Here is a 21290-nt window from a genome sequence, read left to right on the forward strand (position 1 = left end):
TATATTACTAATTATTTTAATAATTTATATTCTTATTATTTTATTTACTATAATTGAGGGAATTAAAAAAATGAAACAAAACAAATACCAAGTTATGAATTTTATTCGTCATATTATAGATGAGGATTTAGCAATTGGTAAATATGACAATATACATACTCGTTTTCCACCAGAACCAAATGGTTATCTTCATATTGGACATGCAAAATCAATATGTTTGAATTTCGGAATTGCAAAGGATTATAATGGTAAATGTAATTTACGTTTTGATGATACAAATCCTGTAAATGAAAATAGTAATTTTATTGAATCCATAAAGAATGATATAAAGTGGTTAGGTTTTACTTGGAGCGGAGATATTAAATACACATCAAATTATTTTGATCAAATATATAAATATGCAATTGAACTTATCAATAAAGGACTTGCATATGTAGATGAATTAACAATAGAAGAAATTAAAGAATATCGCGGAGTTTGGAGTAAACCTGGAGTAAACAGTCCATATCGTAACAGATCTATAAAAGAAAATATATTTTTGTTTGACAAAATGAAAAAAGGTTATTTTAAAGAAGGAAAAGCATGTCTACGTGCTAAAATTGATATGTCTTCTAATTTTATCTTAATGAGAGATCCAGTACTGTATAGAATTAAATTTTTTAAACATCATCAAACTAGTGATGATTGGTGTATTTATCCAATGTATGATTTTGCTCATTGTATATCTGATGCTTTGGAGGGAATTACTCATTCATTATGTACATTAGAATTTTTAGATAATAGACGTCTTTATGAATGGATATTGAAACATATTTCTATTTCTACAATATATCCAAGTCAGTACGAATATTCTAGATTAAATTTAGAGTATTCAGTTACGTCAAAAAGAAAATTAAGCCAATTAGTAAATAAAAAATATGTTGAAGGTTGGGATGATCCTCGTATGCCAACAATCTCTGGTTTACGGCGTAGAGGTTACACACCAGCTTCAATCTGTGAATTCTGTCATCGTATCGGAGTAACTAAACAACAAAATATTATTGAAATGAGTTTGCTAGAATCATGTGTTCGTGATGAACTTAATAGAAATGCACCTCGTGCAATGGCTGTATTAGATCCAATTCAAATCATTATTCAAAATCTTCCGTTGAATTATGAAAAAATCATTGTAATGAAAAATCATCCCAATATGCCAGAAATGGGTACTCGTGAAGTAGTGTTTAGTAATACAATTTGGATTGATAAAGCTGATTTTCGTGAACAATATATTAAAAATTATAAACGTTTAATTCTTGGAAAAGAAGTTCGTTTGCGTAATGCTTGTATAATTCGTTGTGATTATATTACCAAAGATAAAGAAGGAAACATAATTTGTATATATTGCACATGTGATCTAAATACATTAAGCAAAAATGTAATTGATAAAAGTTACAAAAATAACGGTATTATTCATTGGATATCAAAAGCACATGCACAGCCAGCTGAATTTCGTTTATATAATCGTTTATTTAACATTCCAAATCCAAGTTCAGAAAAAAATTTTCTTGCAAATATAAATCCAAATTCACTAGAAATTAAACATGGTTATGTTGAACAAAGTATTAAAAACGCAAAAGCCAACAAACCTTATCAATTTGAACGCGAAGGTTATTTTTGTGCAGATAGCGTTTATTCTAATCAATCGCATTTAGTATTCAATCGCATTGTTAGTTTACGTGATTCTTATGAAAAATTATCTAGTAAATCATTTTAATTTCCAAATTAAATTAACATTTTAATTTTATTAATATATATCAATATTAGCAATTAGCATGACTTTACATATTTTTATAGATATAATCAAAAACATACTTTAGTTAAAAAATCAAATTTACCACTATAATATTTAATCAATAATAACAATATAGTTAGAACTTCTATTTTATTTTAAAGAAGACCACATTCATTTAAAATTTGTTTCACCCATTTATTAACTCTATCATTAGTAAGATGTGATTGACGATCTTCATCAATAGCTAATCCTAAAAAAATATCTTTATTTACTAGTCCTTTTGAGGATTCAAAATTATAACCTTTAGTAGGCCAATGACCTATAATTTTTGCTCCATTGGATAGAACAACGTTATATAAGATACCCATCGCATCACAAAAATATTCTGTATAATCTTCTTGATCTCCACAACCAAATAAACCTACATTTTTTCCATTGAATTTAATTTTTTTTAATATTGGTAGAAAATCCTCCCAATCACATTGTAATTCTCCATAATACCATGTTGGGCTTCCTAATAAAATTATATCAAATATTTCTAAATCTTCTCTGCTACTATCAGCTATATCATAAATTTTTGCAATATTATTACCTATTTTTTTTTGAATTATTTGAGCAACATTTTCTGTATTGCCAGTATCACTACCAAAAAAAATACCTATATTTTTCATAAAAACCTCTACTAATATTGATTTAAAATTTTTATAAACGATAAATTAATATGTTATTTTTTGATCAAAATTCTATAGAGTTTTGATCAGTTAAATCCTATTATAAATTATGTTATTATATAAAATAACATATCTTAAATGATTGATATCAAAAATGATAAAATTATCAATGAATAATAAATTTTAAAATGAATTTATAAAACATTTTAATGCTAAATTGTAATTTATTAAGATAATTTAATAATTATAGAATAAGGTAATCAATCTAAAATATTTTAAAAAATTTAATCAATCTATAAACTTACTAAAGTATTGTATCTATAATTCAATTAATAAAGTATATTAAATAAGTATTATAAAGTGTTAGTCATTTAACATAAATCATTTAACTTAGAAACAAATTTACGTTCAGTATATTCAGTCTGACATAGTCTAGCTATCTTAATTTTATCATCATACATTTCTTTCTAATGCGCAATCTAATCAACATTACGAGCCATTGCAAATATAAAACGAAGAGGTAATACCCATTGCTTTTAGTATTATACCAGAATAAAAATCCACATTTGGATATAGCTTTTTTCTATAAAATATGGATCATAGTTTTTATATACGCGACGTCCAAAAACCATAAACAAAAAGAATCATTTTTATTTTTTACACTGTTAATAAATTTTGGAATACGAATAACATTATTAATTTCTTCTAACATATGCAAACAAGTTTCATTTGTTCCAATGTGTTTGTTCTCATACCACCTATAAGAGAAGCAATACCTGCTATACAAGCAAATAATGGATTTGCTCCTAAACCTGCACTGCTAACTATTAATGTAGAGGCATTTTGTTTATGATCAGCATGAAGAATTAATATTCGATCCATAGCTCGTTCTAAAACAGGATTAATGTTATAAGTTTCACAAAGTGTAGCAAACATCATTTGTAGGAAATTACCAGCACATAAGATAAATCATTATGAGGATATTTATTAACCTATAGAATATTTATAACACATTGCAGCTACTGTTGTCATTTTAGACAACAAACTGAAAGATGCAATTTCACGATGACGTTCTACGTTAAATGCTACTAATGCTCCAGTAACACCACACATAACAGCCATAGGATGGTAATATCTTCTAAATAAATTGAATAATCTCGTTATTTGTTCATGAATCATTGTATAAGGCATAATGAAAATTTATAAATTTATTTTTTGTAGGTGTATATCCCTTTAACAAAATATAACACACTTCTAGGTAATTATATTCAGTTGCTAATTAGCTTATAGGGAAGACCCTATGTAATCAAATACCTTTATCTCCATTTATGAAAGTAATTTTTGATTTGCAAGAAACTGTAGAAGTAAATCCAGGATCGAAAGCAAGTAATTCTTTAGAGTTTAATATTCTAATATCAATAATATTTTGACCTAATGTTCCTTTTAATATTTTTAATTCAATTGGTTTTTTATCATGTATAGTTATTTTTGTTTTTTCATAATTCATTTGTTATAGACCCCTTAATTGTTAACATAACAATATATAATATTGTTATGTTATGATATGCTCATAAACTAAAAAAGTAATGATTATAAAATCACATATTTTGAATAATTATAATGTATTGAGGAAATTATTTAATTAAACATTTAATTTTATAATTATATTACTTAATAAAGTAAATTATTATTGTTAAATAATATTTATTATTGACACATATATATGGTTGTATAATGAATTATAAATGAATATAAAGAATATCAACTATTTTAAATAAGACAGATAAAAAGTGATCATTATCAATTTTATCTAAAAAATATTCAAAAATTTTTATCGAAGAATTGTAATCATTATTATGATACCTTTATAATAATAGTAATTTTTTAAAATAATTATTATAATCAGTATTATTGAATTGATTTTTAATTAAAATTATTAACAATGAATAAATCACGACCTATTAACTTAAAGCTATCAACGATTCATTTTCCTGTTACAGCAATATCGTCTATCTTACACCGTATTTCTGGTATAGTGATATTGATTGTTTTTGGTATTTTATTATGGTTTTTAAATTTATCTCTTTCTTCTCCAGAGAATTTTCAGTATGTTATATCTTTGTTTAATAGTTCTTTCTGTAAATTTATTATTTGGTTAATTTCTATATCTCTAATATATCATATAACCAATGGCATTCGTCATATTTTGACAGATCTAAGTTTTTTATCTGAAACGCTAGGTAATAGTATTATCTCAACTTACGTAATATTTGGTATAACTATTATCCTTTCTATATGTGCAGGAGTTTTTATATGGTAAGTTATCCTTCTGCTTTAAGCCGTAATGGTGCTATAGATTGGTTTATATTACGTATAACGGCAATTGTTATAGTTATATATGCAATTTACCTTTGTTGTTTTTTCATTAATGTAGATAAACTAGATTATTATACTTGGCATAAATTTTTTGAAAATATTATAACCAAAACACTTACTATGTTAGTGATATTTTCTGTTCTTATCCATGGCTGGATTGGTATTTGGCAAGTATTAACAGATTACGTCAAATTAGCATTTGTACGTCTAATACTACAATCAATAATTATATTATTCTTAATATCATATGCTATTTTTGGATTTATTGTAGTTTGTGGAGGATAAATGAATTTACCAGTTATAAATTTTGATGCTGTTGTAATAGGTGCTGGTGGTGCTGGTATGAGAGCTGCACTTCAAATTACTAAAGCAGGACAAAGTTGTGCTTTATTATCAAAAGTATTTCCTACTCGTTCCCATACAGTTTCTGCACAAGGTGGTATTACTGTGACTTTGGGTAATATACATAAAGATAACTGGGAATGGCATATGTATGACACTGTAAAAGGTTCTGATTATATAGGTGATCAGGATGCAATTGAGTATATGTGTAAAAATGGTCCAGAAACAATATTAGAGCTAGAACATATGGGTTTGCCTTTTTCACGTCTTGATGATGGACGTATTTACCAACGTCCTTTCGGCGGTCAATCAAAAAACTTTGGAGAAGAGCAAGCAGCTCGTACTGCCGCTGCTGCTGATAGGACTGGTCATGCTTTATTACATACTTTATATCAGCAAAACTTAAAAAATAAAACTACTATTTTTTCAGAATGGTATGCATTAGACTTAGTAAAAAACAACGATAATGCTATAGTTGGATGTGTTGCAATTAAAATAGAAACTGGTGAAATAGTTTATTTTAAAGCTAGAGCTACTATATTAGCAACAGGAGGAGCAGGTCGTATATTTCAATCTACAACGAATGCATATATTAACACTGGTGATGGAATTGGTATGGCATTGCGTGTTGGAGTTCCATTGCAAGATATGGAAATGTGGCAGTTTCATCCAACAGGTATAGTTGGTTCAGGAGTTTTAGTAACAGAAGGTTGTCGTGGTGAAGGAGGCTATCTTTTAAATAAATATGGTGAACGTTTTATGGAACGTTATGCACCAAATTCTAAAGATCTTGCAAGTCGTGACGTAGTAGCCAGATCAATTATGATAGAAATCCGTGAAAATCGTGGTTTTGATGGTCCTTGGGGTCCTCATGTGCAGCTAAAATTAGATCATTTAGGAAAACAAATACTTGAATCGCAATTACCAGGTATTCTTGAATTATCTCGTACTTTTGCTAATATTGATGCTACGAAAATACCTATTCCTGTAGTTCCAACATGTCATTATATGATGGGTGGTATCCCTACAAAAATAACTGGCCAAGTAATAAAAGTTAATGAACAAGGTCAAGATATTATTGTTCCTGGTTTATTTGCAGTAGGTGAAGTTGCTTGTTTATCAGTACATGGTGCTAATCGCCTAGGAGGTAATTCATTATTAGATCTAGTAGTGTTCGGTAGAGCAGTTGGTTTATTTTTATTGCAAAGTATAGAAGAACAAGGAGAATTACGTGAGGCTTCTAAAGAAGATATTGATAATGCAATGATGCGTTTGAATTATTGGGAAAAAAATAAAACAGGCGAAAATCCAATTGATATTCGTAAAGCACTTCAATACTGTATGCAAAATAACTTTTCTGTATTCAGAGAGGGTAAAACGATGGAATATGGTATTAATGAATTAAAAATTATTAGAGAAAGATTAAAATTAGTTAGATTAGATGATCATTCAAAAGAATTTAATACACAACGCATTGAATGTCTTGAATTAGATAATTTAATGGAAACAGCTTATGCAACTGCAATTGCTGCTAACTACCGTACTGAAAGTCGAGGTGCACATAATCGTTTTGACTTTCCAGATCGAGATGACAAAAATTGGTTATGCCATAGTATTTACCTTCCACAAACTGAAAATATGATGCGTCGTAAAGTTAATATGCAACCTAAATTACGCAAATCTTTTCCACCAAAGGTACGCACTTATTAATTGAGTTGAATAGTTATGAAGCTTTTGTTTTCAATTTATCGCTATAACAAAGAAGTGAATAAAAAGCCATATATGCAGGATTATACTCTTGAACTAGAAGATGGCCGTGATATGATGGTGCTAGATGCTTTAATTTTTTTAAAAGAACAACAAGATCCAACATTATCATTTCGTCGTTCATGTCGGGAAGGAGTATGCGGTTCTGATGGGATGAATATCAATGGCAGAAATGGATTAGCTTGTATTATTCCATTATCAAAATTAAAAAATAGAAAAAAAAGAATAATTATACGTCCTTTACCTGGATTACCAATTATACGTGATTTAGTAGTAGATATGAGTCAGTTTTATGATCAATATAAAAAAATAAAACCTTTTTTATTAAATAATGAACCAAATACTCCGATGCGTGAATATCTTCAATCTCCATCTGAACGTGAACGATTAGACGGACTATATGAATGTATTCTTTGTGCTTGTTGTTCTACTTCATGTCCTTCATTTTGGTGGAATCCAGATAAATTTATTGGCCCAGCTGGTTTATTAAACCTTTATCGTTTTTTAGTAGATAATAGAGACACAGAAAAAAATATAAGACTTGATAATTTATATGATTCTTTTAGTGTTTTTCGTTGTCATAACATTATGAATTGTGTTAGTGTTTGCCCAAAGGGATTGAATCCCACAAGAGCTATTAATCAAATTAAATTAATGTTGTTAAAGAATAGAACTTAAATAAACTAATAATAGTAAATTAAATAAAAGTTAATATCTAAGGGATTATAATGCATAATAGAGCGATAAAATCTTGGTTAGAATCGTCTTGGTTAGTCAGTATAGACCAACATTATATAGAGAAGCTCTATGAAGATTTTTTAAAAAATCCTGAATCTATTGATACAGGATGGAGAAAAATATTTCAAAAATTAACAGATATAGAAATAAAACTTGAAAAATCACATTCTAATATCCGTAATTATCTGCGTTGTTGTTTAGTAAAAAATAAATGTTATTATGATTCTAATCTTTACAATAACGGTAATAAACAATTCAAAATAATGCAATTAATTAATGCCATACGATCTCATAGTCACAGGCATGCAAGTTTAGATCCATTAGATTTTTATAAACCAGATTTAGTGCCTGATCTTGATCCTGCTTTTTATGAATTAACAGATTCTGATTTTCAAGAAAAACTTTATCTGAATTATTTCATCAATGAAAAAAAGCCAATAAAACTATCTGATTTTTTAAATAAATTAAAAAATATATATTGTGGTTCTATTGGTGTGGAATATATGCATATTAATGATGTTAAAGAAAAGTTTTGGATTCAGGATAAAATTGAATCGAATAACTATCGCAATCTATTTAATGAAAAAGAAAAAAAAGATTTTCTAAATGATTTAATTGCAGCAGAAGGTTTAGAAAAATATTTAGGTGCTAAATTTCCTGGTGCAAAACGTTTTTCATTGGAAGGTGGAGATGTATTAATTCCGATGTTAAGGGAAATAATTCGTTGTTCAGGTAAAAATAAAATTAAAGAAATAGTATTGGGTATGGCACATCGTGGTCGTCTTAACGTGTTAATTAACATTTTAGGCAAAAAGCCAAAAGATCTCTTTAACGAATTTTCTGGAAAATATGAAGAAAATTTAGTTAGAGGAGGAGATGTAAAATATCATATGGGATTTTCATCTGATATAAAAACAAAAGATGGTTTATTACACTTAACATTAGCATTTAATCCTTCTCATCTTGAGATTATTAACCCAGTGATTATGGGTTCAGTACGTGCAAGATTAGACAGATCGGAAGAAAATGACAATAATGAAGTTTTACCAATTATGATTCATGGTGATGCTGCTATAATTGGTCAAGGAGTTGTTCAAGAAACATTAAATATGTCTCAAGTAAGAGGTTATGAGGTAGGTGGAACTTTACATATTATAATTAATAACCAAATAGGTTTTACTACATCCAATCCTAAAGATTCACGTTCAACACTATATTGTTCAGATATTGGTAAAATGATATTAGCGCCTATTTTTCATGTTAATGCTGATGATGTAGAAGCTGTATTATTTATTACAAGACTAGCTTTAGATTATAGAAAAAAATTCAAGCGGGATATATTCATTGATTTAGTTTGCTATAGAAGACATGGACATAATGAAGCTGATGAACCAACAGTTACTCAACCATTAATGTATGAAAAAATAAAAAAACATCCTACTATACGTAAAATGTATACAGATCTTTTGGTTAAGAATGCAGTTATTTCTGAAAATGATGTCAATAACATGATGATTTCTTATCGTATTAGCCTTGAAAAAGGAGAATGTATTATACCAAATCTATTTACTGATAATTCACGTTCTTCTATTTGGTCTCCATACCTAAATCATAATTGGGATGGGAATTATATATCAAAAATAGATGTAAACCATCTTCAAAAGTTAGCCCATCTTATTAGTTATATTCCTGCAGAAATAAAAATGCAAGAAAGAGTAGTTAAAGTTTACAATGATAGAAAAGAAATGGCAGAAGGTAAAAGAAATTTTGATTGGGGTGCTGCTGAAAATCTTGCCTATGCTTCATTAATTGACCAAGGAATTTCAATACGTATTTCTGGAGAAGATTCCAGTCGAGGTACTTTTTTTCATAGACATGCAGTTATTCATAATCAAATTGATGGATCTACCTATGTTCCTTTAAATCATATATGTAATAATCAAGGAAAGTTTAACATTTGGGATTCTGTTTTATCAGAAGAAGCTGTTCTTGCATTTGAGTATGGCTACTCCATAACTGAACCGAAAGTTTTAACAATTTGGGAAGCTCAATTTGGAGATTTTGCAAATGGAGCACAAGTAGTAATTGATCAATTTATAAGTTCTGGTGAACAAAAATGGGGTCGTATGTCGGGACTTGTTATGTTATTACCACACGGGTATGAAGGTCAAGGTCCAGAACATTCTTCTGCACGTCTTGAAAGATATTTACAACTTTGTGCTGAACAAAATATGCAGATTTGTATTCCTTCTACACCAGCACAAATGTATCATATGATACGACGACAATCTATAAGAAAGATGCGTCGTCCATTAATTGTTATGTCTCCAAAATCATTACTACGGCATCCTTTGGTTACTTCAAAAATAGAAGAAATGGCAAATGGGGATTTTCAATTAATAATCGATGAAACTTATAATTTAAATCCAAAAAAAATAGAGCGTGTAATAATTTGTTCTGGTAAGGTATACTTTGATTTAATTGAACAACGTAACAAAAATAAACAGATTAGTATAGCTATAGTACGTATTGAACAACTTTATCCCTTTCCGTACAATGCATTTAAAAAATTATTAAAAGAATCATATTCTCATGTAAAGGATTTTATATGGTGTCAAGAAGAACCTTTAAATCAAGGTGCATGGTTATATGTTGAGCATTATTTTAGTAAAATTATACCATTTAATGCAACAGTTCATTATGTAAGTCGTCCACCCTCTGCTTCACCTGCTGTCGGTTGTATTTCCACACATCTTAAACAACAAAAAGATCTGATTAATAAAGCATTGATTGATGTTAATTAAAAGGAAAGATAATGAGTAACTTGGAAATCCTTGTTCCTGATTTACCTGAATCAGTTAGCGATGCTTCAATAGCAGTTTGGCATAAAAAACCAGGAGATATTGTCAGTTTTGATGAAGTATTGGTAGAAATCGAAACTGATAAAGTTATAATAGAAGTTCCAGCAGTTGCCGACGGAATACTTGCCAATATTTTAGAAGATAAAGGTGCAGTTGTAAAAGCACGTCAAGTTATTGGTTATTTAAAAGAAACTATTAATAAAGAAACTGTCATAATTAATAATGATACAGATAATAGAAATGATACAGATAATAGAAATGATACAGATAATAGAAATGATCAAAATAAAAAAATAGACATCTTAGTTGAGAAAAAAGAAAAAGATAAAGAAAATAATGCATTAACTCCATCAATTCGCAGGTTAATTATGGAGTATGATTTAGATATTTCTCAAATAAAAGGAAAGGATATTAATCAACGCATTAATATTGAAGACATCAAAAATATTATAGAAAATCAACAAAAAAATACAAATGTAAATATACATTCAACAGTTAAGGATTCTATTTCAAATGCTAATCGTGTTGAAGAACGTATCCCAATGACACGTTTAAGAAAACGCATTGCAGAAAGATTAATAGAAGCAAAAAATAATACAGCTATGTTAACAACATTTAATGAAGTTAACATGCAACCAATTATAAAAATTCGTAACCAATATGGTGATCTTTTTGAGAAAGAACATGGAATTCGTTTGGGTTTTATGTCCTTTTATGTTAAAGCGGTTGTTGAAGCACTAAAAAAATATCCAGAACTCAATGCTTTCATTGATAATGATGATATAATCTATCATAACTATTTTGATGTCAGCATCGCTATATCAACACCTCGCGGATTAGTTACTCCAGTTTTAAATAATGTTGATAGTATGAGTATGGCAGATATTGAAAGAAAAATAAAAGAACTAGCAACTAAAGGTCGGGATGGTAAATTAAAAATAGAAGACTTAATAGGTGGTAATTTTACCATTACTAATGGTGGTGTATTTGGATCATTAATGTCAACACCCATCTTAAACCCACCACAGAGTGCAATTTTAGGTATGCATGTTATTAAAGATCGACCTATGGCCTTGCAAGGTGAGATTGTAATATTACCAATGATGTATTTAGCTTTATCTTATGATCATCGGTTAATTGATGGTCGTGAGTCTATTGGTTGTTTAGTTAAAGTAAAAGAAGCTCTAGAGGATCCAATACGTTTGTTGCTGGATATATAATTATAATATTACTTGGATATAATATTAATGAACATACATGAATATCAATCTAAAAATTTATTTTCAAAATACGATATACCAATACCAAAAGGTTACATATGTAGTACTTTAGCTGAAGCAGAAGAATTATTTAATAAGATTAAAGCTGATTCGTTAGTAATGAAATGTCAAGTACATGCTGGCGGTCGTAGTAAATCTGGTGCTGTAAAAATAGCACGTAATATAGAAGAAATAAGAGATTTTTTTAAAAAATGGCTTGGAAAACGTCTGATAACTTATCAGACAGATAGTAATGGTCAACTAGTTAACAAAATTCTAATTGAAGAAAATGCTGCAATCGACAAAGAGCTTTATTTAAGTGCTGTTGTAGATCGTGAAACATATCGCATAAGTTTTATGGTTTCTGTTAATGGAGGTGTTGAAATTGAAAGAATAATAACAAAAACACCTAATATGCTTTATAAAATAGAAATAGATCCTATTACAGGTCCTCAACAATATCAAGGACGAGAACTAGCATTTAAATTAGGATTAACAGGTACACAAATAAATCAATTTACTGATATTTTTATTAAATTAGCATGTATGTTTACAGATCTTGATCTTAAGTTGGTTGAAATTAATCCTTTAATAGTTAATAAAAGTGGTAATTTAATTTGTCTAGATAGCAAATTATCTATTGATAGCAATGCTTTATTTCGTCATCCAGAATTTAACAAGATGATAGATTCAAGCCAAGAAGACCCACGAGAAGCTCTTGCAAATAAATTTGAATTAAGTTATGTATCATTAAAAGGTAACATTGGGTGCATGGTTAATGGCGCTGGTTTAGCCATGGGAACTATGGATATAATTAAATATTATGGTGGTCAACCAGCTAATTTTCTCGATGTTGGTGGCAATGTAACTAATGAACGCGTTATTGAAGCTTTTAAAATAATAATATCAGATAATAATATTAAATCTATTCTTGTTAATATTTTCGGTGGTATTGTACGATGTGATTTTATTGCCGATGGTATAATTAATGCAATAAAGAAGTTACAAATAAAATTACCAATAATAATACGATTAGAAGGTAATAACTCTGAATTAGGCATAAAAAAACTAATAAATAGTAATTTAGGTTTTACTATTAGAAATGATTTAATAGAAGCAGTTAAATATGCTGTTAGCGCTGCATCGGAGAATAAATAATGTCAATTCTAATTAACAAATTGACTAAAGTCATTTGTCAAGGTTTTACCGGAAAACAAGGTACTTTTCACTCCAAACAAGCATTGAATTATGGAACTAAACTTATGGCTGGGGTTACACCTGGAAAAGGTGGCAGTATACACCTGGGTTTACCTGTATTTAATACAGTAAAAGAAGCCGTTGAATATACTGGTGCTACCACGAGTGTAATATATGTTCCCGTTCAATTTTGTAAAGATAGTATTCTTGAAGCTATAGATTCCGACATAAAGTTGATTATCACAATTACAGAAGGTATTCCAACTTTAGATATGATAGGAATAAAGACAAAATTAAATGAAAAAGGCGTGCGTATGATTGGACCTAATTGTCCGGGAGTTATTACTCCGGGTGAATGCAAAATTGGTATAATGCCTGATTACATTCATAAACCTGGTTGTGTTGGTGTTATTTCTCGTTCTGGTACGTTGACTTATGAAGCAGTACAGCAAATTACTAATGCTGGATATGGTCAATCTACTTGTGTAGGCATTGGAGGAGATCCTATTCCAGGATCTGATTTTATTGACATATTAAAAATGTTTCAAAATGATATACAAACTAAACTGATTGTTATCATTGGTGAAATTGGTGGTGTAGCAGAAGAAAAAGCAGCTGTTTTTATAAAGAAATATATTACAAAACCTATTGTAGGTTATATAGCTGGAATAACCGCTCCAAAAGGCAAACGAATGGGACATGCTGGTGCTATTATATCGGGAGATAGGGGTACAGCAGATAAAAAATTAACTTTACTTAGGAAAGCTGGGGTAAATACAGTTCTTAAATTGACAGATATTGGTGAAACAGTTAGATCTATTTTAATTCAATAATTTTTTTATAGTTTACTATCTTTGAACTAATTTTTAAACAACATAAATTTAATATTTTTATAATTAATATATCCATTATTGAATTAATTTTTAAATTATATAACGATAATTAATATTTATTATACTAATTTAATAGTATTATTTAATATAATAATATTTAAAATATATACAATATTAGAGATTGCAAATAGATAAAATTTGTAATTTATTTATGGTTATTATATTTAATCTAATTTTTTATTATATTAAACTAATAAAAATTTGATAAATTTTTTTTAAATATCAATATAATTAAACTTAACTATTTTAATTTGTTAATTAAAAATTATTTTTTATTAATTTGATCAAAAAAAATGAGTTATATATGAAAAGTAATGTATTTGTTGATTATAGAGATATAACTTATCCATTTGGGATAAAACCTTCTATATTAACTCAAGACGAAAAATTGTTTTATTTAACTAAAATTAAGATGCTATTGAAATCTCGTAATGCGGTTATAATAGCACATTATTACACTAATCCTGAAATTCAAAAATTAGCTGAAGATACCGGTGGATGTGTTTCTGACTCACTAGAAATGGCTAGATTTGGTAGTACATATCCAGCAACTACTTTATTAGTTGCTGGGGTACGTTTTATGGGAGAAACAGCTAAAATACTTAGTCCAGAAAAAAATGTTATTATGCCTACCTTAAAAGCAGATTGTTCCTTAGACCTTAGTTGTCCGATCAAAGAATTTAGTGCTTTTTGCGACGATCATCCAGATCGTACTGTGGTGGTTTACGCTAACACTTCAGCTGAAGTTAAAGCTAGGGCGGATTGGGTTGTTACATCAAGTATTGCAGTCGAATTAATTGAATATCTAGACAGTTTAGGGCAAAAAATTATTTGGGCACCTGATCGTAATTTAGGTAATTATATTATTAAAAAATCAAATGTTGATATGATAAATTGGCAAGGTACTTGTATTGTACATAATGAATTTAAATTCAAATCACTAAGACGTATGAAATTTATCTATCCTGATGCTGCAATAGTAGTTCATCCAGAATCTCCACAAGCAATAATTGAATTAGCAGATGTTGTTGGATCAACTAGTCAATTAATTAATGCAGTAAAAGAATTACCAAATAAACAAATTATAGTAGCCACTGATCGATCTATTTTTTATAAAATGCAACAAGTTGTACCAAAAAAAGAACTTTTGGAAGCACCTACTGCTGGTGAAGGTGCAACATGTCGTAGTTGCGCTCATTGTCCATGGATGGCAATGAATAATCTAAAAAATATTGCTGATAGTTTAGAATTTGGTGGTTCTAAATATGAAATTAATATTGACTCTGAATTGAGTAAAGCAGCATTATTACCATTGAACCGGATGCTAGATTTTGCAAAACAACTTAATCGTGAAATAAAAGGAAATATTTAATTCATTAATTCAATGTATTGATTTAAAATATTTTATAAAAAATCAATATTTAAATCTAATATAATAAATTTAAGTCATTTCTATAAATATATTATATAATATTTATTCTAAATAATAATTTTTTGATATTTTAAAGTTATTTAGGAATTCATATACCAAGGGTTTTCCAGTAGGAATGTTAATATCTTCAATTTTTTTCTTACTAATATTATTTAAATATTTTACCAATGCTCTTAATGAGTTACCATGTGCAACAATAATTACTCTGTTACCTTTTTTTACCAAAGGTAAAATATTTGTATTCCAATAAGGAACGACTCTGTTAAGAGTTGATTCTAAACTTTCTGTTAAAGGTAGTTGTTCGAATTTTAATAAAGAATATCTGTAATCATGCCCTGGAAATCTTTTGTCATCAATTGTGATTTTTGGTGGAAATGTAGAAAAACTACGTCTCCATTGTTTAACCTGTTCTTCTCCATATTTGTTAATTGCATCTGTTTTATTTAATCCTTGTAAAGCACCATAATGACGTTCGTTAAGACACCAAGATTTTTCTACTGGAATCCAAGTTTGATCAAGTTGATATAAGACATGCCATAGTGTATGGATTGCTCTTTTTAACATAGAAGTATAAGAAAAATCAAATAAAAAACCTTCTTTTTTTAAAAGTTTAGCAGCTTTATTTGCTTCATCATGACCTTGATTAGATAGCTCTACGTCTTCCCATCCGGTAAAGCGATTTTCTTTATTCCATTTGCTTTCACCATGTCTTAATAAGACTAATTTATTTAAATTCATATAATCATCCTTAATTTTAATTATTTTATATGATATAAAATGTTTTGAGATAATATATCATTTGATAGTATATCAATTTATCATTTATTTTTAATATTTATAAAATAAAAAATAAATTAAAAACTATTTTGTCTAAAATAAAATTTTTAAACTCTATATATTTATTTTTATTAGAATATATAAATATTATTTATAAATAATTTTGTGTATTTTTTTGTATATTATATCAATAAATTCATTACAGTGAGAATTAAAAAGACTTATTGTAAGTAATGTACAGGTTTTTCAATTGCTAAAATAACAGCCCCAATTAATTTTTCTAATTCATGTTTTTTTATAATATATGGTGGTGCTAAATAAATTAATTTACCAAAAGGACGGATCCAAACACCTTGTTCAACAAAGAATTTTTGAATTGCTACAACATTTAATAAATTATGGGTTTCAATAACACCAATGGCACCTAATATACGAATGTCTGCAACTTGTTTTAATTGATTTAATGGTAATAAGTACTTTCGAAGTTGATTTTCAATATTAAAGACTTGATTTATCCATTTATTATTCTGTAATATATTTAAATTTTCTACAGCTACAGCACATGCTATAGGATTACCCATAAAAGTTGGACCATGCATAAAGCAATTTGCTGAACTATTACTAATTGTATTAGCTATTTTACGGGTAGTAATCGTAGCGGCAAGACTCATAGTACCGCCAGTAAGAGCTTTTCCTAAACATAGGATATCAGGTTCAATTTTTGCATGTTCGAAAGCAAATAATTTACCAGTTCTGCCAAAACCAGTGGCAATTTCATCAATAATTAGTAATACTCCATAGTGAGTACAATATTCACGAACTAATTGCAAATAACGAGGGTTATAAATGCGCATTCCACCAGCTCCTTGAACTATTGGTTCAAGAATAACAGCTGCTAAGCTTTTATGATGCATTTCTATAAGATAGGCAAAACTGTTAAAATCTTTTTCATCCCAATCTGAATAAAAATTGCATTTTGGTGCTGAAGCAAAATAATGTTTATTTAAATATCCTTGCCATAAACTATGCATTGAATTATTAGGATCGCATACAGACATCGCAGCAAAAGTATCACCATGATAACCACCTTTAAGTGCTAAAAATTTCTGACGGTTTTCTTTTCGTCCTAACCAATATTGCAATGCCATTTTCATTGATATTTCTACCGATACTGAACCAGAATCTGATAAAAATATACACTCTAAAGACAAAGGAGTTATTTCTATAAGTTTACGACATAAAGAAATTGCCGAAGGATGTGTAATACCACCAAACATTATATGAGACATTTTTTTTATTTGTTTTTTAATTGCATAATTAAGACGAGTATTATTATATCCATGAATAGCTGCTAACCATGATGACATTCCATCAATAAGTATCTTTCCGTTTTTCAATTTTAATTTACATCCTTGGGCATTTATTACCTGATAACAAGGAAATGGTTCTTTAATTGAACTGTAAGGATGCCAAATATGTTTATAATCAAATTCATAATCGGTTTTTATTGACATTATTATTAAACCATACTAGAAGAAATTAATTTATTAGTATAACTATATTGATTAATAGAAAATAATCTTTAATTATTAGAGTAAATTGGAGTAAAAATGAAACAAATTTGGAAAATAAAACAAGTAGAAAAACTTTTTAACAAACCTTTAATTAATTTAATATTTAAGGCACAACAAGTCCATCGTAGACATTTTGATCCTCTCCTCATACAGATCAGTACATTACTATCAATAAAAACTGGTAATTGTCCAGAAGATTGTAAATATTGTTCTCAAAGCATAAGATATAAAACTGGTTTAAAATACCAAAGTTTAATGAAAGTAAAAGAAATATTAATTGCTGCTCATCAAGCTAAAGCTTCTGGTTCCAGTCGTTTTTGTATGGGAGCTGCTTGGAAAAACATCAATGATCGTGATATACCTTATATAAAAAAAATAATAAAAGAAGTAAAAGCAATAGGAATGGAAACTTGTATGACTCTTGGTTCATTAACCAATTCTCAGGCGCAACATTTAGCTAAAGCAGGTCTTGATTTTTATAATCATAATCTTGATACTTCACCAGAATTTTACAATAAAATAGTAACCACAAGAAAATATGAAGAAAGATTAGAGACTTTAAATAAAGTTCGTAATGCAGGAATTAAAATTTGTTCTGGAGGTATCTTAGGTTTGGGAGAAACAGTAAAAGATCGTGCTAGTCTATTAATACAACTAGCTAATTTACCAAAACCTCCTGAAAGTATACCAATAAATATGCTAGTAAAAGTAAAAGGAACACCTTTAGAAAATAATAAAAATATTGAACCATTTGAATTTATTAAAACTATTGCTATAACGAGAATTATGATACCAAAATCATACATTCGTTTATCAGCTGGAAGAGATCGAATGAATGAACAGACTCAAGCTATGTGCTTTATAGCTGGAGCTAACTCAATTTTTTACGGATGCAAATTGCTTACAGCACCGAATTCAAATGAAAAGAAAGATATTATGTTATTGAATAAATTAGGACTCAAAGCTGAACATAATAACATCAAAAAAAATGAAAATTATATAAATACAAAAAATCAGGTGTTAACTAACGAACAATTTTACGATGCGACATTACAATGAGTTGGCAACAAAGAATAGATGAAGCTTTATCTAAACAACTATTTAGAAATAGATGGCGTAAACGCTATGTTGTGGAAGAAAATAGTACTCGTCTTATTAAAATAGAAAACAAAACATATATTAATTTTTCCAGTAATGATTATCTTGGATTAAATCAACATCCTTTGATAATTGATAGCTGGAAAAAAGGTATGCATTTAATGGGTGTAGGTGCAGGATCATCTGGTCATATCACTGGGTTTAGTCGTTTTCATTCAGATTTAGAAAAACAAATTGCTGCTTGGTTAGGTTACTCACGTGCAATATTGTTTATTTCTGGTTTTGCTGTTAATCAAGCAGTTATTAGTTTGCTTAGTAAAAAGAATGATCGTATTATCGCTGATAAATTAATTCATGCTTCATTACTTGATGCTGCAATTCATAGTCCTGCTAAGTTATATCGTTTTAAACATAATATAATAGAAAATCTAATTTTTTATTTACAATATTTATGTAGTGGCGAAACATTAGTGGTAACTGAAGGAATTTTTAGTATGGACGGTGATGCAGCACCTTTGAATAAAATTAATCAAATTACTAAAAAAAACAATAGTTTATTATTAGTAGATGATGCTCATGGAATTGGAATTATAGGTGATAAAGGACGTGGTAGTTGTTGGGTTCATAAAATCAAACCTGATTTATTAACTATATCATTTAGTAAGGCATTTGGCATTAGTGGTGCTGCTCTATTATGTAACGAAAATATTGCTGATTATTTTTTACAGTTTTCAAGACATTTAATTTATTCAACTTCTATTCCACCTGCACAAGCTTTCGCTTTAAAATCTGCCTTAAGTTTAATTCAACAAGGAGAATATTTACGAAAGTGTCTCGATGATAACATCAGTTACTTTAAATTAGGAATAAAATCCACTTCTTGGAGATTTTTAGATTCAAATAGTGCTATCCAGCCAATAATTATAGGCGATGATAATAAAGCTAAAGATTTGTCAGAAAAATTAGCTAGTGCTGGATGTTGGGTTAACGTAATAAAACCACCAACAGTACCAATTGGTACAACTCGTTTACGAATTACTTTAACTTCTGTTCATACATTTAAAGATATAGATGTTTTACTGGAGGTTTTAAATGAAGCTGCAAATTAACAAACAAGCTGTAATAACAGCTTTTGATAGAGCAGCAATAAATTATAATAATTATGCAGTACTACAACGTCTAAGTGGTGATATTTTATTAAAAATAGCACCTTCTTTTTTTTCTGGAAGATTGCTGCTTGACGCAGGATGTGGTACAGGATGGTATAGTAATATTTGGCGTGAACGTGGAAAATTTGTAATAGCATTAGATCTTTCAATTGAAATGTTAAAACAAGCTCAAAAAAATAATTCTGCAAATTACTATATAGTAGGTGACATTGATTATTTACCAATATCTAATTCTAGCTTAGATATAATTTGGAGCAATTTAGTTGTACAATGGAGTAGCGATCTAGGTAGGGTATTGAATCAGTTTAATAAAACATTAAAACCAAATGGATATTTGCTTTTTTCTACGCTTAGTGAAGGTTCTTTAAAGGAATTACATTGTGCTTGGTCATATATTGATAATTATTATCATGTAAATGAATTCCTTAGTAAAGAGGAAATATTTAAAATATGTCGTGAAAAACGTCTAACATGTAAATCTCAAGTTATTATTATGCATTTTCCTAATGCACTTAGCGCAATGCGTTCATTAAAAGGTGTTGGAGCTACACATATACATAAGAAATGCCGTAATAGTGGTATTTTACTTCGTAAGAATTTAAATCTATTAGAAACATATTGGCCACGTGATAAACACGGTTTTCGTCTTAGTTATCATTTAATATATGGAGTTACTAATTTATGAAATGTTTGTTTATTACAGGCACTGATACTGAAGTTGGTAAAACAATATCTAGTAGCTTATTACTTCAAATAGCTAATGAATATGGTTATCGTACTGCAGGTTACAAACCGGTTGCTTCTGGGTGTGAAATAACATCTAAAGGAATCCGTAATAAAGATGCAATTATATTACGAAAATACAGTAGCGTAGATTTGGAATATTCACAGGTAAACCCAATAGCTTTTATTGAACCAACCTCCCCACATATAATTAGTATTAAAAATAACAATCCAATATCTTTTTCTATTTTATCACAAGGATTATTAAAATTAAAAAAATTAGCTAATTGGATATTAATAGAAGGTGCAGGTGGTTGGTATACACCACTTTCTGAAATACAAACTTATGCTGATTGGGTTTGTTTAGAAAAAATCCCGGTAATTTTAGTAGTTGGAGTTAAATTAGGTTGCATTAATCATGCGATGTTAACTATTGATGCAATCAAAGCTCGTAGGTTAAGATTAGCTGGTTGGATTGCTAATACTGTAATTCCACCGGATAAGTATTATGATGATTATATTGATAGTCTTAAAAGAATGCTACCAAATCAATTCTTAGGCATAATACCTCATTTAAAATTACTAAATAAAAAAGTCGTCAATTATAAAAAATTTTTAGTTCTGCCTGAATGATTATTTTCT

At 28.5% G+C, this 21290-nt stretch carries 19 protein-coding genes and 1 pseudogene; 14 read left to right on the forward strand and 6 right to left on the reverse strand.

From position 1 onward, the window contains the following. Nucleotides 1-70 precede the first annotated feature (70 nt). On the forward strand, nucleotides 71-1753 hold the full coding sequence (glnS, locus tag CRV09_RS00280) for a glutamine--tRNA ligase (protein ID WP_136132149.1): 1683 nt from the start codon (nucleotides 71-73) through the stop codon (nucleotides 1751-1753). Nucleotides 1754-1926: 173 nt separating this feature from the next. Here glnS and fldA read toward each other — a convergent pair whose 3' ends face one another. The 4 genes and pseudogenes from fldA to CRV09_RS03650 all read right to left on the reverse strand — a co-directional run bounded on the left by fldA (nucleotide 1927) and on the right by CRV09_RS03650 (nucleotide 3949). Then, entirely contained in the window at nucleotides 1927-2442 is a 516-nt protein-coding gene (gene fldA, locus CRV09_RS00285) for a flavodoxin FldA (RefSeq protein WP_136132150.1), read from the reverse strand. A 489-nt stretch (nucleotides 2443-2931) separates the two neighbouring features. Beyond that, entirely contained in the window at nucleotides 2932-3006 is a 75-nt protein-coding gene (locus CRV09_RS03670) for a hypothetical protein (RefSeq protein WP_422386571.1), read from the reverse strand. Between the two features lie 141 nt (nucleotides 3007-3147). Continuing rightward, nucleotides 3148-3633 (reverse strand): annotated as a pseudogene (locus CRV09_RS03645) (citrate/2-methylcitrate synthase). A gap of 115 nt (nucleotides 3634-3748) precedes the next feature. Next, complete coding sequence (locus tag CRV09_RS03650; RefSeq protein WP_338419100.1) at nucleotides 3749-3949, reverse strand: hypothetical protein; 201 nt, start codon at nucleotides 3947-3949, stop codon at nucleotides 3749-3751. 435 nt (nucleotides 3950-4384) lie between these two features. Between CRV09_RS03650 and sdhC the strand changes: the two genes are divergently transcribed. From sdhC to nadA, 9 genes are all read left to right on the forward strand, one after another. Next, nucleotides 4385-4762: a succinate dehydrogenase, cytochrome b556 subunit gene (gene sdhC / locus CRV09_RS00295; RefSeq protein ID WP_136132151.1), complete on the forward strand. Its 378-nt coding sequence runs from the start codon at nucleotides 4385-4387 to the stop codon at nucleotides 4760-4762. Beyond that, a complete protein-coding gene (gene sdhD / locus CRV09_RS00300; RefSeq protein WP_136132152.1) occupies nucleotides 4756-5103 on the forward strand; it encodes a succinate dehydrogenase, hydrophobic membrane anchor protein in 348 nt (115 codons plus the stop codon). Before sdhC ends, sdhD begins: the two co-directional genes overlap by 7 nt. Continuing rightward, entirely contained in the window at nucleotides 5104-6870 is a 1767-nt protein-coding gene (sdhA, locus tag CRV09_RS00305; RefSeq protein WP_136132153.1) for a succinate dehydrogenase flavoprotein subunit, read from the forward strand. Nucleotides 6871-6885: 15 nt separating this feature from the next. After that, the gene (locus tag CRV09_RS00310) at nucleotides 6886-7605 is read left to right on the forward strand and encodes a succinate dehydrogenase iron-sulfur subunit (RefSeq protein ID WP_136132154.1); all 720 of its coding nucleotides are present in this window, start codon (nucleotides 6886-6888) and stop codon (nucleotides 7603-7605) included. Nucleotides 7606-7655: 50 nt separating this feature from the next. After that, complete coding sequence (gene sucA, locus CRV09_RS00315) at nucleotides 7656-10469, forward strand: 2-oxoglutarate dehydrogenase E1 component (protein WP_136132155.1); 2814 nt, start codon at nucleotides 7656-7658, stop codon at nucleotides 10467-10469. Nucleotides 10470-10480: 11 nt separating this feature from the next. After that, complete coding sequence (gene odhB, locus CRV09_RS00320; protein ID WP_136132156.1) at nucleotides 10481-11746, forward strand: 2-oxoglutarate dehydrogenase complex dihydrolipoyllysine-residue succinyltransferase; 1266 nt, start codon at nucleotides 10481-10483, stop codon at nucleotides 11744-11746. Between the two features lie 27 nt (nucleotides 11747-11773). Further along, nucleotides 11774-12943 carry an ADP-forming succinate--CoA ligase subunit beta gene (gene sucC, locus CRV09_RS00325; protein ID WP_136132157.1) on the forward strand — a complete coding sequence of 390 codons (1170 nt, stop codon included), beginning with the start codon at nucleotides 11774-11776 and terminating at the stop codon, nucleotides 12941-12943. Then, nucleotides 12943-13815 carry a succinate--CoA ligase subunit alpha gene (gene sucD, locus CRV09_RS00330; RefSeq protein ID WP_136132158.1) on the forward strand — a complete coding sequence of 291 codons (873 nt, stop codon included), beginning with the start codon at nucleotides 12943-12945 and terminating at the stop codon, nucleotides 13813-13815. The genes sucC and sucD overlap by 1 nt, the downstream gene beginning before the upstream one ends. 364 nt (nucleotides 13816-14179) lie before the next feature. After that, nucleotides 14180-15247 carry a quinolinate synthase NadA gene (nadA, locus tag CRV09_RS00335; RefSeq protein ID WP_136132159.1) on the forward strand — a complete coding sequence of 356 codons (1068 nt, stop codon included), beginning with the start codon at nucleotides 14180-14182 and terminating at the stop codon, nucleotides 15245-15247. A gap of 102 nt (nucleotides 15248-15349) precedes the next feature. On the opposite strand, the gene gpmA is transcribed toward nadA, so the two are convergent. Together gpmA and bioA are read right to left on the reverse strand one after the other, a co-directional pair. Continuing rightward, on the reverse strand, nucleotides 15350-16045 hold the full coding sequence (gene gpmA, locus CRV09_RS00340; protein WP_136132160.1) for a 2,3-diphosphoglycerate-dependent phosphoglycerate mutase: 696 nt from the start codon (nucleotides 16043-16045) through the stop codon (nucleotides 15350-15352). 260 nt (nucleotides 16046-16305) lie between these two features. Beyond that, a complete protein-coding gene (bioA, locus tag CRV09_RS00345; RefSeq protein ID WP_136132161.1) occupies nucleotides 16306-17598 on the reverse strand; it encodes an adenosylmethionine--8-amino-7-oxononanoate transaminase in 1293 nt (430 codons plus the stop codon). A 96-nt stretch (nucleotides 17599-17694) separates the two neighbouring features. On the opposite strand from bioA, the gene bioB reads away from it, so the two are divergent. From bioB to bioD, 4 genes are read left to right on the forward strand one after another with little or no spacing between them, the layout of a single operon-like run. Then, nucleotides 17695-18717, forward strand: coding sequence for a biotin synthase BioB (gene bioB, locus CRV09_RS00350; protein WP_136132162.1), 1023 nt, complete (start codon nucleotides 17695-17697; stop codon nucleotides 18715-18717). Further along, entirely contained in the window at nucleotides 18714-19865 is a 1152-nt protein-coding gene (locus tag CRV09_RS00355; RefSeq protein WP_136132163.1) for an 8-amino-7-oxononanoate synthase, read from the forward strand. The genes bioB and CRV09_RS00355 overlap by 4 nt, the downstream gene beginning before the upstream one ends. After that, nucleotides 19849-20610, forward strand: coding sequence for a malonyl-ACP O-methyltransferase BioC (gene bioC, locus CRV09_RS00360; RefSeq protein WP_136132164.1), 762 nt, complete (start codon nucleotides 19849-19851; stop codon nucleotides 20608-20610). Before CRV09_RS00355 ends, bioC begins: the two co-directional genes overlap by 17 nt. Then, nucleotides 20607-21281, forward strand: a complete 675-nt coding sequence (gene bioD / locus CRV09_RS00365; RefSeq protein ID WP_136132165.1) for a dethiobiotin synthase — start codon at nucleotides 20607-20609, stop codon at nucleotides 21279-21281. Before bioC ends, bioD begins: the two co-directional genes overlap by 4 nt. Nucleotides 21282-21290 lie beyond the last annotated feature (9 nt).

This window comes from Candidatus Pantoea edessiphila, from assembly GCF_002933345.1.
Lineage (GTDB): Bacteria > Pseudomonadota > Gammaproteobacteria > Enterobacterales > Enterobacteriaceae > Pantoea_C.

Bases quoted from the DNA above. Each gene is read 5' to 3' on its own strand.
- fldA (WP_136132150.1), bottom strand. From the start codon at position 2,442: ATGAAAAATATAGGTATTTTTTTTGGTAGTGATACTGGCAATACAGAA.
- bioA (WP_136132161.1), bottom strand. From the start codon at position 17,598: ATGTCAATAAAAACCGATTATGAATTTGATTATAAACATATTTGGCAT.
- sucC (WP_136132157.1), top strand. From the start codon at position 11,774: ATGAACATACATGAATATCAATCTAAAAATTTATTTTCAAAATACGAT.
- sdhC (WP_136132151.1), top strand. From the start codon at position 4,385: ATGAATAAATCACGACCTATTAACTTAAAGCTATCAACGATTCATTTT.
- CRV09_RS03650 (WP_338419100.1), bottom strand. From the start codon at position 3,949: ATGAATTATGAAAAAACAAAAATAACTATACATGATAAAAAACCAATT.
- bioD (WP_136132165.1), top strand. From the start codon at position 20,607: ATGAAATGTTTGTTTATTACAGGCACTGATACTGAAGTTGGTAAAACA.
- odhB (WP_136132156.1), top strand. From the start codon at position 10,481: ATGAGTAACTTGGAAATCCTTGTTCCTGATTTACCTGAATCAGTTAGC.
- gpmA (WP_136132160.1), bottom strand. From the start codon at position 16,045: ATGAATTTAAATAAATTAGTCTTATTAAGACATGGTGAAAGCAAATGG.
- bioC (WP_136132164.1), top strand. From the start codon at position 19,849: ATGAAGCTGCAAATTAACAAACAAGCTGTAATAACAGCTTTTGATAGA.
- glnS (WP_136132149.1), top strand. From the start codon at position 71: ATGAAACAAAACAAATACCAAGTTATGAATTTTATTCGTCATATTATA.
- CRV09_RS00310 (WP_136132154.1), top strand. From the start codon at position 6,886: ATGAAGCTTTTGTTTTCAATTTATCGCTATAACAAAGAAGTGAATAAA.
- nadA (WP_136132159.1), top strand. From the start codon at position 14,180: ATGAAAAGTAATGTATTTGTTGATTATAGAGATATAACTTATCCATTT.
- sucA (WP_136132155.1), top strand. From the start codon at position 7,656: ATGCATAATAGAGCGATAAAATCTTGGTTAGAATCGTCTTGGTTAGTC.
- sdhD (WP_136132152.1), top strand. From the start codon at position 4,756: ATGGTAAGTTATCCTTCTGCTTTAAGCCGTAATGGTGCTATAGATTGG.
- sucD (WP_136132158.1), top strand. From the start codon at position 12,943: ATGTCAATTCTAATTAACAAATTGACTAAAGTCATTTGTCAAGGTTTT.
- bioB (WP_136132162.1), top strand. From the start codon at position 17,695: ATGAAACAAATTTGGAAAATAAAACAAGTAGAAAAACTTTTTAACAAA.
- CRV09_RS00355 (WP_136132163.1), top strand. From the start codon at position 18,714: ATGAGTTGGCAACAAAGAATAGATGAAGCTTTATCTAAACAACTATTT.
- sdhA (WP_136132153.1), top strand. From the start codon at position 5,104: ATGAATTTACCAGTTATAAATTTTGATGCTGTTGTAATAGGTGCTGGT.